Below are 13899 nucleotides of genomic sequence, written 5' to 3'. Positions count from 1 at the left end.
AGGATCGCCGCATGAAAATCCTGGTGACCGGCGGGGCCGGTTTCATCGGCTCGGAGTATGTCCGCTCGCTGCTCGCCGGCCGCCTCGACGGTGCCACCGAACACAGTGACAGTGACCACAGTGGCAGTGGACACAGCTCCGCCGGCCACACCGTCACCGTCTACGACAAGCTGACCTACTCCGGGAACGTGGCCAATCTCGCGCCGGTCGCCGACGATCCGCGCTACACGTTCGTGCGCGGCGACATCAACGACGCCGCCCTGCTGGACGAGGTGCTGCCGGGGCACGACGCGGTGGTGCACTTCGCCGCCGAGTCGCACGTGGACCGCTCGATCACCGGCGCCGGGGACTTCGTCACCACCAACGTGGTGGGCACCCAGATGCTGCTGGACGCGGTGCGGCGGGGCGGCATCCCCCGCTTCCTGCACGTCTCCACCGACGAGGTGTACGGCTCGATCGACGAGGGATCGTGGACGGAGGAGTGGCCGCTGTCGCCGAACTCCCCGTATTCGGCCTCGAAGGCGGGCTCGGACCTGCTGGTGCTCGCCGCGCACCGCACCCACGGCCTGAACGCGGTGGTGACCCGCTGCTCGAACAACTACGGGCACTACCACTTCCCCGAGAAGATGATCCCGCTGTTCGTGACGAACCTGCTGGACGGCGGGCGGGTCCCGCTCTACGGCGACGGTGGCAACGTGCGCGACTGGCTGCACGTCTCCGACCACGTGCGCGGCATCCACCTGGTGCTGACGAAGGGGCGCTCCGGCGAGGTGTACAACATCGGCGGCGGTACCGAGCTGACGAACAAGGAGCTGACGCAGCGTCTGCTGGACGCCTGCGGAGCCGACTGGAGCAGCGTGGACAACGTGCCCGATCGCAAGGGCCACGACCGGCGCTACTCGCTCGACATCACCAAGATCGGCCAGGAGCTCGGCTACGCCCCGCAGGTGTCGTTCGACGAGGGCCTGGCACGTACGGTCGAGTGGTACCGGGAGAACCGGGCGTGGTGGGAGCCGCTGAAGGCGAAGGCGGCCCTGTAGCGATGACGCGGACAATGAGCCGTTGGTTGGTGACCGGCGCGGGCGGGATGCTCGGGCGGGAGCTCACGGATTTGCTGGCCGATGGGCCGGACGAGGGACGCGCGCTCAGCCGCGCGGAGCTCGACATCACCGATCCGGCCGCGCTCAAGTCGGCGGTCGGGGGCGTGGATGTCGTTGTCAACGCCGCGGCGTGGACCGACGTGGATGGCGCGGAGAGCAGCGAGGCGGACGCGACCGCGGTGAACGGGACCGCGGTGCGGCATCTGGCGTCTGCGTGTGCTGATGCCGGGGCGGTCCTGCTGCACGTGTCGACCGACTACGTCTTCCCCGGCGACGCGACCGCGCCGATTCCCGAGGACGCGCCGACCGGACCGGTCAACGCGTACGGCCGCGGCAAGCTGGTCGGTGAGCAGGCGGTCTTCGAGACGCTGCCGGACGCGGGGTACGTCGTGCGCACCGCATGGCTGTACGGCTCGCACGGCAAGAACTTCGTCGCCACCATCCTGAAGGCGGCCGAGCAGCGTGACTTCCTGGACGTGGTGGACGACCAGCGCGGCCAGCCGACGTGGGCGCGCGCCCTGGCGCGGCAACTGATCGCGCTCGGCGGCGCGGCGGTGGCGGGGCGGGCACCGGCCGGGGCGTACCACGGGACGAGTTCGGGCGAGACGACGTGGTACGGCCTGGCCCGCGCGGCCTTCGAGCTGACCGGGCTCGACCCGGAGCGAGTCCGCCCGACGACCAGCGACCGCTTCCCGCGACCGGCGCCGCGGCCCTCGTACAGCGTGCTCGGCCACGAGCGCTGGGCCCTGGCCGGACTGGAGCCGATGCCGGACTGGCACGCGTCGCTGGCCGCGTTTTTGGATGAACTCAGTACTAGATGAACAGTACTAGATGAACACAGCCCTGAATGAGCACGGTCGGCGTTCGTAAGCACTGAAACCAGAGGGATATCAGATGCCGAGCATCGACATCATGATGCCGTACTACGGCGATGTCGCCATGATGCAGGCGGCGGTGCGCAGCATCCTGGGGCAAAGCGACCCGGACTGGCATCTGACCGTGGTGGACGACGGCGAGGCCGCCGGGGTTCCGCAGTGGTTCGCCGCGCTCGACGACGTCCGGGTCGACTACCAGCGCAACCCGGTGAACCTCGGCGTGACCGGCAACTTCCGCAAGTGCGTCGACCTGGCGAAACGCGACCGGATGGTCATGATGGGCAGCGACGACCTGATGCTGCCCGACTACGTCGCGACGATCCGGCGGTTGGAGGCGCTCAGTCCCGGAGCCGGGATCGTCCAGCCCGGCGTGGAGATCATCGACGAAACCGGTACGGTCGTGCCCGGCGGGCTGGTGGATCGGACCAAGCGGCGGGTATACGCGCCCAAGGGCCCGGGGCCGCACCGCATGCGCGGCCAGGAACTCGCGGTGAGCCTGCTGCGCGGCAACTGGCTGTACTTCCCCTCGATCTGCTGGCGCACCGACGCGGTCGCCGCGGTGAGCTTCCGCGAGGACCTGGAGGTGATCCAGGACCTCGACATGATCATCAAGCTGGTGGAGCGGGGCGAGGAACTGATCGCCGGGGACCACGTGTGCTTCCAGTACCGGCGGCACACCGCCAGCGAGTCGGCGAAGCAGGCCATCGACGGCCGCCGCTTCGCCGAGGCCCGCGCCTTCTTCCTGGAGACCGCGGACCATCTGGACGCTGTTGGCTGGACTGAGGCTGCGACGGCGTCCCGCCGACACCGCTCGGCTCGGCTGCACGCGCTGAGTCTGGTGCCGGTGGCGGCCAGAGAGCGGCGGCCGGACTCCGTGCGGCAGTTGCTTCGTTACGCCGCCTCGCCGAGCAAGCGGCTCGGGTCGTAAAGGTCAGCAGCGGATCAGCAGCGGATCAGCGGCGGACTAGGGCGAGGAAGAGCGTCAGGAAGGCCCGGCCTAGGTAAAGCATCGCCTTGAACGGCGACTGGCTCGGCGTTCCCGTCAGCCGCAGCCGCATCGCCACGGGAATCTGGCTGACGCGGTAACCGAGCCGCAGTGTGCGTACCAGCGTCTCGACGGTGTCACCGAGATACTCGACCGGGTACCACTCGGCGAACAGGTTGATCAGGTCGCGGTCGCAGGCACGGAAGCCCGACGTCGTGTCGGTCAACTTCGTGTGCGCAAGCCTGGAGAGCACCCAGGAGAGCATGCTCATCGCCCACTTGCGCGGGCCGTGCACGCGGTACTCACCCTCACCGGCGAAACGCGCACCAATGACCAGCGACGCCCCCGACAGCGCGTCGATGAGCTTCGGGACGTACGCGGGGTCGTGCTGACCGTCGGCGTCCACCTGGATCGCGATGTCGTAGTCGTGGTCGCGCGCGTAGCGGTAGCCCAGGCGCATCGCCCCGCCGACACCGAGGTTGTACGGGAGCGTCACGGCGACGGCGCCCGCGCCGCGGGCCACCCCGGCGGTTCCGTCGGTGGATCCGTCGTCCACCACCAGGACGTCGACGAACGGCAGCGCGTCGTGGATCTCCCCGACGACGCCCTCGATCGAGCCGGCCTCGTTCCAGGCCGGTACTATGATCAAGACCCGTGCCGACGAGCCCGGAACCGCCTCGGCCCGTGGCTGCGAGCTCAGGGTATCCGTCACGACGCCGAACGCTCCTCGATCTGCTCGTCCATCCGCAGCCGCAGCAGGGCGACCTCCTCGGCCAGCACCCGGGTCTCGTCCTCAAGCCGACTGGCCTCCCAGCTCAGATGGAGGCAGACCAGCAGGAGGAACATCACGCCGAAGAACAGCACCAGGCTGACCCCGTTGGCCACGCCCACGGCGATGGCCACCCGGTTCAGGGCGCGGGGGAACAGTCCGAGGCCCAACACGATGACGCCGACGAAGATCCACAGCACCGCGTACTTCTCGCGCAGCCGCCGGCGGCGGACGAGTTCGAAGATGAAGCCGAGGAACAGCAGCGCCGTCGCCCCGGTGAGAATCGTCAGATTCATCGGTCCTCCTCTCTGCTTGCCGGATTGTTTCACGCTCGGTCCGCTGTTTCGAGCGCGGCCGCCCGCTACGGCGGCCATGCCGCGCCGAACGGCTGTCGGGGAGCGAGCCGCGCGAGCGCGGGCGCGACGTTACGGTTTCGCCGTAGGGCCACACCACAGACATGCATGGCATCAGACCCGCTTACCCGCCTAAACTTTCGCAGCCGACCAATGGGGGTGGGCGTCTGATTCCGACACGAGGTGCCACCGAGATGGGATCACAAGTGCAGGGTCGCTGGGTTCGCTCCGCCCCGGACCAGCTGCCTCGGCAGCGCGCCATCCCCGCACGCGTGACCGCTGAACGCCGCATCTCCGGCCGCGATCCCCGGCTGGTCGGCGGCCTGCTGGCGGCCGCCTGGGCGCTGCCCGTGGTCACCCACCTGCTGCGCGCGGACGCGTTGCTGATCGTCGTCGTGGTGTACGTCACCGGCGGCCTGCTGCGGATGGGCGGCACCGTACTCGACCGGCTGATGGTCACCCTCGGCCTGCTCATCGGCGCGGCCATCGCCGCCGGGATCCCGTTCTCGTTCTGGCCCTTCGGACTGAATCCGGTCGCCGTCGGCGGCACCGCGCTGACCGTGCTGCTGGCCATCGGGGTCGCGCTCGAACGCCGCCCGCGGTGGCCGAAGCGGGTGCTCGGCAGCGACATCGTGCTGCTCGGCGGGGCGGGCGCCGCGGCCGCGGTGGCGTTCGGGCCGCTCTGGTACGCGACGCCCGGCCACCGGCTGGCCTTCTCCGCACTCACCGGAGACAGGGTGCGGCACTTCAGCCTGTTCGACACGATTCACCGGCTCGGCGGCTACACGTATCTGCTCCAGGGTAAGTCCAGGTCGATCGTCGACCCCGGGATGCTCGCGGTCTACCCGCCCGGCCAGCACTACACGTACGCCCTGCTGGACATCTTCCTCACGTCACGCACGGATCCGGGCAGCCCGACCGCCGAGTTGCTGCGCTACGAGATCTACACCTGCCTGGGCTACGGCTTCTTCGTCCTGTGCGTGGCCTGGGGCGCCCGTTGGGTCGCCGGACCGGCGATGGCCGGATGGCGGCGAACATTCATGGCCGCGGCGATCGCCTCGTTCCTGTCCACCGGCGTCTTCACCACGTCCATCTGGTGCGGCTGGGACCCGCAGATCTTCGCGATGGGCCTGCTGGCCCTGATAGCCGCCTGCGCCATCCGGCCCCCGTCCGACGGCAGGCTGCACATCCTGCTGATGGCCTCGCTCACCGTCGCGATCTTCCTCACGTACGAGCTGTTCGCGCCGTTCGTCGCCCTCATCCTCGTCGTGTCCGGCTGGATCTACCGCAAGCGCTGGCTGCCGCACTGGCGGCTCGCGGCGGGCGCCGCGGTGGTCACCATGCCGCTGTCGCTGTCCGAGCTGGTGTCCGCGAAGGCGGGCGGCCTCCAGTCCTCGCAGGCCGCGCTGAGCATCGGCTTCGCCATCCCGATGTCGGGGTACAGCCTCGCGGTCATCGGGGTGCTCTCGCTGGCCGGGTTCGCGACCGCGGCCGCGCGGCGCCGGCCGTCCGCGATGGCCGCGCTGATCAGCGGCGCGGTCTGCGGCCTGGCGGTGATCGCGTTCTGGGCGTATCAGCACGCGACCATCCACACCACCTCTTACTACTTCGAGAAGGCCGTGCAGGCCTGGGTGATCGTGGCGCTGGTGGGCGTGGGCACGGCCGGGCACCTGTTGCACCGCCCCGCCCTGCCGAGCCGGGGCCTGGCGGGCGCGGTGCTGGGCACGTGCGCCATCCTGGCCGGGTTCGTCGGGACGGACAGCATCTGGCACGGCCACATCGTGTTCAGCTACGCGAAGATGAAGCCGGGGTCGCACACCACCTGGGGACGCATGTGGGCGAGCGGTCAGTTCGTCTTCCCGGCGAACCGCGACGCGATGAGCACGCTCAAAGCGCGCAGCCTGCTCGGCGACGGGCAGCCGACGCTGACCGTGTGGGAGAACCACAGCCTGGAGAACATCAACCTCTCGCTGGTCATGGCGGCGCTCAACCACGACGACGGGCAGATCTCGCCGCAGATCTACCAGCTGAGCAACCTGGACGACCTGGGCACCATCCCCGGCGGGACGCCGACCGCGCAGCAGCAGGCGAACCTGGCGGCTCTGGAGGACATCCTGGCCAAGTCGCCCACGCCACTGCGGGTCATCGTCGGTGACGGCACGCTCGCCCGGCTGCTTGGCCAGTGGGGCACGCAGCACCCTGACGTCACCGGGCTCAAGCAGGTGGTGCTCATCCCCAACCTGGGCAACGGTGGCTAGGAGAGCGCTAAGGCCTTGGCCGGATCAGCGCGATGGCCATCCGCGCCGGATAGTCCGGATAGTAAGGCGCCGGGGCGCCCTGAGGCTGAAGGCCTGTGGGCGGCCCGGCAACGCGGCCAGCCGGACTGTGTTTGATCAACCGCGTAGGGCAGATTGCGCCCGGCCAAGGCCTTCAGCGCTCGCCCAGCCGCCGTTGCACAAGTGGGTCTCTCACACGGCGACGGTTTCGTGCACGCCCGCGAACAGGTCGTCTTCGGGCAGCGTGGTGTCCACGTGGGAGCGGATCAGTTCGTAGTCCTCGGTCGGCCACACCTCGCGCTGGATCTCCATCGGGATGCTGAACCACCAGCCGTCCGGGTCGATCTGGGTGGCGTGCGCGAGCAGCGCGCGGTCGCGGATCTCGAAGTAGTCCGCGCACTGCACGCGCGTCGTGGTCTTCCGCTCGCGACGCTGCTTGCGCTCACCGGCGCCGTCCGTGTCACCGGCCTTGCCCCCGTCAGGTGCCTTGTCCCCGGCGCCGTCCGGGTCGCCGTCGCCGCCCTTGTCCGCGTTGGGGTCGTTCTCGGTCCACCACTTCTTGATCCACTCCGCGTACGGCGACTCAAGCCCGCGCTGCTCCATCGCGTTGTGCAGGGCGAGCACCCGGTCCTTGTTGATGGCCCGGTCGTAGTAGAGCTTGAGCGGCTGCCAGGGCTCGCCGGCCTCCGGGTAGCGGTCGGGATCGGGGGCCGCGTCGAAGGCCGCGACGGTGATGTTGTGGCACTGGATGTGGTCGGGGTGCGGGTAGCCGCCGTCCTCGTCGTACGTGGTCACCACGTGCGGACGGAACTCGCGCATGAGCTTGACCAGCGGCTGCGCGGCCGTCGCCACGTCCTCAAGTGCGAAGCAGCCCTCGGGCAGCGGCGGCAGCGGGTCGCCCTCGGGCAGCCCGGAGTCGACGAAGCCGAGCCACGCCTGGTTCACGCCGAGGATTTCGCGGGCCGCCGCCATCTCCGCGCGGCGCACCTCGTGAATGTTGGCCGCGAGCTCCGGGTCGTCCTTGAGTTTCGGGTTGAGCACGTCCCCGCGCTCGCCGCCGGTACACGTCACCACCAGCACATCTACGCCCTCTGCGACGTAGCGTGCCATGGTCGCCGCGCCCTTCGACGATTCATCGTCCGGGTGTGCATGTACTGCCATCAGCCGAAGCCGCTGGTCCACGGGCCGCTCTCCCTCGTCTGAATGATTCGTGTGGTTGGCCGTGGCCAATGTCACGGCAGCCTCTATAGTGACGGACGACCGTGTCCGATGCCGAAACTTGCGGCGCCGGACCCGGTTCGATAACAAAGCACTGTGTAGCAGAGCACGCTCCAGTCACCCACCATTCCCGGCACAACCGAGGGATTCATGACGGACACGATAGGTTCGACGCCCCAGCAGCCATCCCGGTCCCAGTCGGGCCAGGAGTCGACGCGCTCCGGGCGCTTCCGGCTACCCGAGCCGGAAACGGAGTCGGGGGATGCCGGCACGTCGCAGCCGACGCGGTCAACCAGGTCCGCGTTTCGTCCCGCATCCGCCCAGCGCGCCGACGCGGCCGAAAACTCGTCGAAGGCGGCGCCGCTGGACAACCGCTACGGCAAGAAACGGGGCATGGGGGCGGTAAAGAAAATCGGGCTGGCCGTCATCGGCCTGCTCATCCTTGGCGCAGCGGTCGGTTACATCGGCTGGCAGCAGGCCAACCCGACCATCCAGGGCACCGTCACCAGCTTCAACCCCTCGGCCAACACGGTCGTGGTGACCTTCGAGATCGACAAGCCGGCCGACCGCAACGCGACCTGCACACTGGCCGCCGAGGACGTACACGGCACGGTCATCGGCTCCGCGTCGGTGCCGATCATGGCGGGGCGGCAGAAAAACGTCCAGGACTACACCCTGAAGACGACGTCCACGGCCAACACCGTGATCGTGCAGAGCTGCTCGCTTACCTCCTGACCCGTCCCGGGCCGCCCCCACCGGCCCGTCTTACCCATCCGACCTGCTGCGCCATACCCCAAGCCACCGCGACCGGCGTCCGGTCACAGTCCGCTGCGGATTGTCGGTCGCGCTTGGTAACCTCGTTGTTTCGCGGGTATCCATTCGGACGGGTATCCGATCTATCCGCTTGACGCTACGAGGAGCATCCGTGACCCAGACCAGCGACAACGTCACCTGGCTCACCCAGGAGGCGTACGACCGGCTGAAGGCCGAGCTGGATTACCTCCAGGGTCCGGGCCGTACCGACATCGCGAAGAAGATCGAGGCCGCCCGCGAGGAGGGCGACCTGCGGGAGAACGGCGGTTACCACGCCGCCAAGGAGGAGCAGGGCAAGCAGGAGGCACGCGTCCTACAGCTTCGTCAGTTGCTGGAGAACGCCCAGGTCGGCATCGCGCCGACGGTCTCCGGGATGGCCGCCCCCGGCATGGTGGTCAAGGTGGCCTTCGACGGGGACGACGAGGACACGCTCGAATTCCTGCTCGGCTCCCGGGAGGACGCGGGGGCCTCGATCGAGGTCTACTCGCCGCAGTCGCCGCTCGGCTCGGCGATCAACGGCCGCCGGATCGGCGAGACTGCGGAGTACGAGCTGCCGAGCGGGAAGACGCTGGCGGTCAAGCTGCTCGCGGCGGAACCGTACGCGGCGTGACACGCGCAGCTCGCGTGGCTCACGTAGCACGACGATCACTTATCTGAACGGGCTCCGTCCCGCATACGCGGGAGGTGCGGGACGGGTCGGCCTGCATGGGATGTGGTTGTGTGGATGTGGTTGTGAGGATGTGGCTGGGTGGATTTGACTGCGCGGTGAATGTGACTGCGGTGGGCGTGACTGCGCGGACGTGTGTGGATGCCGGACCGGGTCGATCCGGCGGACCCCGGCATCGCAGGACCCCGGCGTCACAGCCAGCCCTTCTCCTGCGCGATGCGGACTGCCTCGGCACGGTTGCGCGCCCCGGTCTTCTGGATGCAGGCGGACAGGTAGTTGCGCACCGTGCCCTCGGACAGGTTCAGCTTCTCGGCGATCTCGGCGTTGACCGAGCCGTCGGCCGAGGCCGCGAGCACGTCCCGCTCCCGCCCGGTCAGGGGATTGACACCGTCGGCGAGCGCGGCGGCGGCCAGGTCCGGGTCGATCACCCGCTCCCCCGCCAGTACCCTGCGCACCGCTTCGGCAAGCCGGGCCGCGGGTGCGTCCTTGACCATGAAGGCCGCGGCGCCCGCCTCCATCGCCCGGCGCAGGAAGCCGGGGCGGCCGAACGTGGTGAGGATGACGACCTTCGTCGCCGGATGCCGCGTGCGCAGTTCGGCGGCGGCCGCGAGGCCGTCGAGGCCCGGCATCTCGATGTCCAGCAGCGCCACGTCCACCCCGCCGAGCGCGGTCACCGCGGCGACCACCTCGTCGCCCCGGCCGACCTGCCCGACGACGCACATGTCCGGTTCGAGGTCCAGCAGCATCGCCAGCGCCTCGCGGATCATCGCCTGGTCCTCGGCCAGCAAGATCCTGATGGGTTGCCCTTGACCAGGTTGACCCCGTTGATCCGGTACACCACCGCCCGCGTTCACGCGGGAAACCCTAGCGGCTCTCGTCCACAGGCAGCGTGGCGGCCAGCCGGAATCCGTGCGGGGCGACCGGGCCGGCGGCCAGCGAGGCGGCGAAGGGGGCGAGACGTTCGTGCAGCCCGGTCAGGCCGTTGCCCCAGCTCGCTTCGTCGAGCCGGGGACGCCCGGAGTGCTCGGCCACGCCCCTGCTCGCGTCCGTGCCGACTCCCAGGCCCTGGCCCCGGCTCACGCCCACGCCCCCTTCACCTCCCTCTCCACCCCTGTATTCGCCGCCGCGTCCATCAGCGCGTCCGCGCTTGGGCACGGCGGTCCCGTTGTCGGTGACTTCGAGCGTGACGGTGCGTTCACCGTTCACGCGCGCCTCGATCAGCCGTGCCCGGCACCAGGTCGCGCCGGAGTGCCGCACCACGTTGGTGACCGCTTCGCGCAGACACCAGGCCAGCACCGACTCGGCCTGCGGATCGAGCCCGCTCGGCCGGCGAGCCAGCACCGGATCGTGCTCGAAGGAGATCTGCGCGGCCTCCAGCGCGGTGCGCGCGGAAACCGTCTCGACGGCGAGTGTCGCGCGCCGGTAGCCGGAGACCGCTTCACGGATGTCGGCCAGCGCCTGCCGGGAGACCTGCTCGATGTCGGCGACCTGCTTCTGCGCCGCGGCGGGGTCCGCCGGGATCAGCCGGCGGGCCAGCTCGGCCTTGAGCGTGATCGTCGCCATCGAGTGCCCGGCCAGGTCGTGCAGGTCGCGGGCCATCCGCAGCCGCTCCTCGTTGGTGGCCAGGTGCTTGACCTCCTCGCGGGCCCAGTGCAGTTCGACGATGAGGTTGCGCATCCGGCGGACGCCGACCACCGCGAAGCAGGCGAAGACCGAGGGCAGCACCATCCAGCCCCAGGTCCCGGCGTCCACACCGCGCAGCGCCGCCTCGGCGGCGAGGGCCGCAGTGGCCAGTACGCCGCCGACCGGCGCCCAGCGCCGTGGCTCGTATGGCAAGACCGCGCCGCAGGCCGAGGCGACGTAGATCCACAGCGCGATCCACGCCGGGCTGGCCACGATCGGCAGCACGATCGCCAGCCCGACCACGGCCAGCAGAAGGCTCGTCGACTTGCGATCCATGCTCTGCGGCGCGTGCGGACGGCTGCGCCCGCGACGGCTGCGCACGACGATCTTGGTGTAGGCGTAGCAGAAGAGCCAGAAGCCGATCATCCCCGCGGCCTGCCGCCAGGGCTGGTACTTCCGGCTGAAGTTGTCCACCAGCGGGACGAGCAGGTAAACCAGCCAGACTCCGGCCCACAGCCATCCCGCCGGGGCCGACTGCCCCAGCGGGATGTCCCTCTCGTCGTCGCTCATCCGCCCGGCTCCGCCTGATTCAGCCCGCGTCCACGCCGCGACGGTACATCCGCGCGGCCAGCACGCCCGCGCCGACCAGCCAGGCGAGCAGGATCAGCAGCCCGTTGGCGGGCAGGTGCGCGCCGCTGACCACGTCGGTGGACAGTTCCCGGACCCAGTAGGTCGGCAGCGCCTTGCCGACGTTCTCCAGCGCGCCGCTGAGCGGGAAGAACTGCCCGCCGAGGAACGAGCCGCCGACGTAGATCAGGATGTTGACCATCTGCACCGAGTCCTGCGGCACGCCGTAGCCGATCGCGATGCCGAGCGCGGTGAAGGCGAGCGAGCCGATCCACAGCACCAGGAAGGCGGTCAGCCACTTGGCCGCGCTCAGCTGCACGCCCATCGCGCCGCCGACCGCGAAGACGATCACGATCGCCGGAACGGTGGCCAGCGTCGCCGAGGCGATCTTGCTGATCACGTAGCCGTTGCCGGGCAGCGCGGTCAGTCTCAGCTGCCTGATCCAGCCCTCCTTGCGCTCGATGGCGATCTTCTGCGCGTTCGTGGTCAGCGCCGCGCCGAGCGCGCCGAAGGATGCGTACGCGATCAGGTAGTACGTGCGATAGCTGATGCCCGTGCCGTCAACGTGCTGCGTCGACTTGGTGGCGCTGGCGCTGAGCAGGAACAGCACGGTCGGGTAGAGGATGGTGAAGAACATGACGCGGCGGTTGCGCAGCGCGCGCAGGACTTCCAGCCGGGTCAGCGCGATCACGCCGGTCATCGGGTGCCCTCCGTCCGCGCGAACGCGTCCGCGCCATCGTCGTCCTGCTTCGTGATCGCGACGAAGGCCTGCTCCAGGCCGAGCGCGCTGATCTCGATCTCCTCGGGCCGGTGGCCGGCGTCCAGGATCGAGTAGAAGGTCTTGTCCGAGTCCGAGCTCTGGATCAGCACCCGGTCGTTGATCACTTCGAGCGAGACCACGTTCGGCAGCAGGAGCAGCTGGTCGCGGGTGATCCCGGGCAGCCGGAAGGAGATCCGCTGGAAACCGGCCCGCGCCTTGATGTCGGCGGCGGTGCCGTTCGCCAGCAGCCGACCCTTGTTGATCACTATCACTTGGTCGGCGATCTGGTCGGCCTCCTCCAGGTAGTGGGTGGCGAACAGGATCGTCTTGCCGCGCTCGGCCTCGGCCTTCATCGCCTGCCAGAAGATCTGCCGGTTCTCCACGTCCATGCCGGTGGTCGGCTCGTCGAGCACGATCAGGTCGCTGTCCCCGGCGATCGCGATGGCGAAGCGGACCCGCTGGGTCTGGCCGCCGGAGAGCTTGTCCGCCTTGCGGTCGGCGATGTCGGCGATGTTGGCGCGGCCCAACACCTCGGCGACCGGCAGCGGCCGCGGGTGCAGCTTGGTCATCAGGGTGAGCAGCTCGCCGACGGTCACGTCGCTGAGCAGACCGCCGGACTGGAGCATGGCGCCGACCTGCCCGGAGGTGATCGCCTCACGCGGCGACTTGCCGAAGACGCGCACCCGGCCGGAGGTCGGCCGCTTCAGGCCGAGCAGCATGTCGATGGAGGTGGACTTGCCCGCCCCGTTCGGGCCGAGGAACGCGATGGTGCGGCCGGCCGGGAGGTCGAGGCTGAGCTCGTTGACCGCCTTGACCTGCCCATAATGTTTGGAGACGTTCTCGAACGTCACCGCGGAAGGGCTCAGCCCGCCGCGTGGTCCCGTAGTCATACCGATGGAGTCCCGTCGTCAAAATCCCCCGGGGTGCCATTACCCGCCACCCCGGCAACTGAGTCCATCGAACCGGATCGGACTACGCGGCGTCAGTGCGCGGCGTCCTGAACCTCATATGACAATCGTCATGCCTTGACTGTGCATTAGTCAGAACTGTGCATCAGTCAGATCAGGCCATCAATCAGATCAGCGCAGCAGTCGGATCAGCACAGTAGTCATGGCAGGGCGTGGTCAGGTCAGTGCAGCAGGCCGCCGAGAATGCCGGTGGGTGACGGGCTTGGCGCGGCGGACGGCGGCGGAGCGCCGCCGCCAGCACCGCCACCTGCGCCGCCGCCTGAACCGGAGCTCGCACTGGGGCTCTTCGTCGGCCCGGCAGTGACCCCCGTACCAGGCTGCGTCGGCGAGCTGCCGCCACCGACGCAGCCGTCGCCGCTCTGCGGGAGGTACGTGACGTGGTACTGCTCCGCACCGACCTGACTGCCGTCGCGCAGCAGCGTGCGGGTCACGTCGACCTGGAAGCCGACGGCCGAGCCCTGCGTGCAGCTTGAGCCGGCCGGGCGGGACGGCTGGACGATCGCGGTGCGCTGCGAGACCTGCACGTTCACCGCGTCGTACTGCCTCTCACCGAGCAGCGCGACGGTGAGCGCGTCGTTCGCGTAGGAGGCGTACAGGTAGACGGGATGGTCACCGGTGTTCGTCCACTGAAGGTCGGTGCCGGGCGCGACGACGGCCGCGTCGAGGCCGACCGGATACCGATCGACGTACGAGGCGTGCGGGTGATGCATCGTGTCGCCCATACCGGAGGCGAAGGCCGCGCCGAAGACCGCGGTCGCGACCGTGTCGACGCCCTCGTGCTGTGCCGCGGCGGAGAGCGCGAAGCCGTTGGCACCGGTCGGCGCTCCGACCGATTTGAGGAACGACCAGGTGTCCGCGGGCTGGA

Annotated in this window: 14 protein-coding genes; 6 read left to right on the top strand and 8 right to left on the bottom strand. The window is 69.5% G+C overall.

Annotated features, from left to right (window positions below; all coding sequences use genetic code 11):
* Nucleotides 1–11: 11 nt before the first annotated feature.
* The 3 genes from rfbB to VGS97_RS27230 all read left to right on the top strand — a co-directional run bounded on the left by rfbB (nt 12) and on the right by VGS97_RS27230 (nt 2903).
* Nucleotides 12–1040, top strand: a complete 1029-nt coding sequence (gene rfbB, locus VGS97_RS27240; RefSeq protein WP_349262282.1) for a dTDP-glucose 4,6-dehydratase — start codon at nt 12–14, stop codon at nt 1038–1040.
* A 14-nt stretch (nt 1041–1054) separates the two neighbouring features.
* Nucleotides 1055–1921, top strand: a complete 867-nt coding sequence (rfbD, locus tag VGS97_RS27235) for a dTDP-4-dehydrorhamnose reductase (RefSeq protein WP_326856526.1) — start codon at nt 1055–1057, stop codon at nt 1919–1921.
* 73 nt (nt 1922–1994) lie between these two features.
* Nucleotides 1995–2903, top strand: coding sequence for a glycosyltransferase family 2 protein (locus VGS97_RS27230; RefSeq protein WP_326856525.1), 909 nt, complete (start codon nt 1995–1997; stop codon nt 2901–2903).
* A 25-nt stretch (nt 2904–2928) separates the two neighbouring features.
* Here VGS97_RS27230 and VGS97_RS27225 read toward each other — a convergent pair whose 3' ends face one another.
* Both VGS97_RS27225 and VGS97_RS27220 read right to left on the bottom strand, forming a co-directional pair.
* The gene (locus tag VGS97_RS27225; RefSeq protein WP_326856524.1) at nt 2929–3672 is read right to left on the bottom strand and encodes a glycosyltransferase family 2 protein; all 744 of its coding nucleotides are present in this window, start codon (nt 3670–3672) and stop codon (nt 2929–2931) included.
* Nucleotides 3669–4025: a DUF2304 domain-containing protein gene (locus tag VGS97_RS27220; RefSeq protein WP_326856523.1), complete on the bottom strand. Its 357-nt coding sequence runs from the start codon at nt 4023–4025 to the stop codon at nt 3669–3671. The genes VGS97_RS27225 and VGS97_RS27220 overlap by 4 nt, the downstream gene beginning before the upstream one ends.
* A 329-nt stretch (nt 4026–4354) precedes the next feature.
* Here VGS97_RS27220 and VGS97_RS27215 point away from each other — a divergent pair, with 329 nt between their 5' ends.
* On the top strand, nt 4355–6340 hold the full coding sequence (locus VGS97_RS27215; protein WP_326856522.1) for a hypothetical protein: 1986 nt from the start codon (nt 4355–4357) through the stop codon (nt 6338–6340).
* 210 nt (nt 6341–6550) lie between these two features.
* Here VGS97_RS27215 and mca read toward each other — a convergent pair whose 3' ends face one another.
* Nucleotides 6551–7540: a mycothiol conjugate amidase Mca gene (gene mca, locus VGS97_RS27210; RefSeq protein WP_326856521.1), complete on the bottom strand. Its 990-nt coding sequence runs from the start codon at nt 7538–7540 to the stop codon at nt 6551–6553.
* Between the two features lie 186 nt (nt 7541–7726).
* Between mca and VGS97_RS27205 the strand changes: the two genes are divergently transcribed.
* Together VGS97_RS27205 and greA are read left to right on the top strand one after the other, a co-directional pair.
* Nucleotides 7727–8311 carry a DUF4307 domain-containing protein gene (locus VGS97_RS27205; protein WP_326856520.1) on the top strand — a complete coding sequence of 195 codons (585 nt, stop codon included), beginning with the start codon at nt 7727–7729 and terminating at the stop codon, nt 8309–8311.
* A gap of 190 nt (nt 8312–8501) precedes the next feature.
* Complete coding sequence (greA, locus tag VGS97_RS27200) at nt 8502–8999, top strand: transcription elongation factor GreA (RefSeq protein ID WP_326856519.1); 498 nt, start codon at nt 8502–8504, stop codon at nt 8997–8999.
* 248 nt (nt 9000–9247) lie between these two features.
* On the opposite strand, the gene VGS97_RS27195 is transcribed toward greA, so the two are convergent.
* The 5 genes from VGS97_RS27195 to VGS97_RS27175 form a co-directional block, all read right to left on the bottom strand.
* Complete coding sequence (locus tag VGS97_RS27195; protein WP_326856528.1) at nt 9248–9853, bottom strand: response regulator transcription factor; 606 nt, start codon at nt 9851–9853, stop codon at nt 9248–9250.
* Nucleotides 9854–9920: 67 nt separating this feature from the next.
* Nucleotides 9921–11249, bottom strand: coding sequence for a sensor histidine kinase (locus VGS97_RS27190; protein WP_326856518.1), 1329 nt, complete (start codon nt 11247–11249; stop codon nt 9921–9923).
* A gap of 19 nt (nt 11250–11268) precedes the next feature.
* Entirely contained in the window at nt 11269–12006 is a 738-nt protein-coding gene (locus VGS97_RS27185; protein ID WP_326856517.1) for an ABC transporter permease, read from the bottom strand.
* Complete coding sequence (locus VGS97_RS27180) at nt 12003–12956, bottom strand: ABC transporter ATP-binding protein (protein ID WP_326856516.1); 954 nt, start codon at nt 12954–12956, stop codon at nt 12003–12005. Before VGS97_RS27180 ends, VGS97_RS27185 begins: the two co-directional genes overlap by 4 nt.
* 239 nt (nt 12957–13195) lie before the next feature.
* A partial coding sequence (locus VGS97_RS27175; protein WP_326856515.1) for a VanW family protein occupies nt 13196–13899 on the bottom strand: 704 nt, incomplete at its 5' end.

The sequence above is a fragment of the Actinocrinis sp. genome, from assembly GCF_035946395.1.
In the GTDB taxonomy this organism is placed as follows: domain Bacteria; phylum Actinomycetota; class Actinomycetes; order Streptomycetales; family Catenulisporaceae; genus Actinocrinis.
This window is presented reverse-complemented; position numbering and strand designations above follow the sequence as displayed.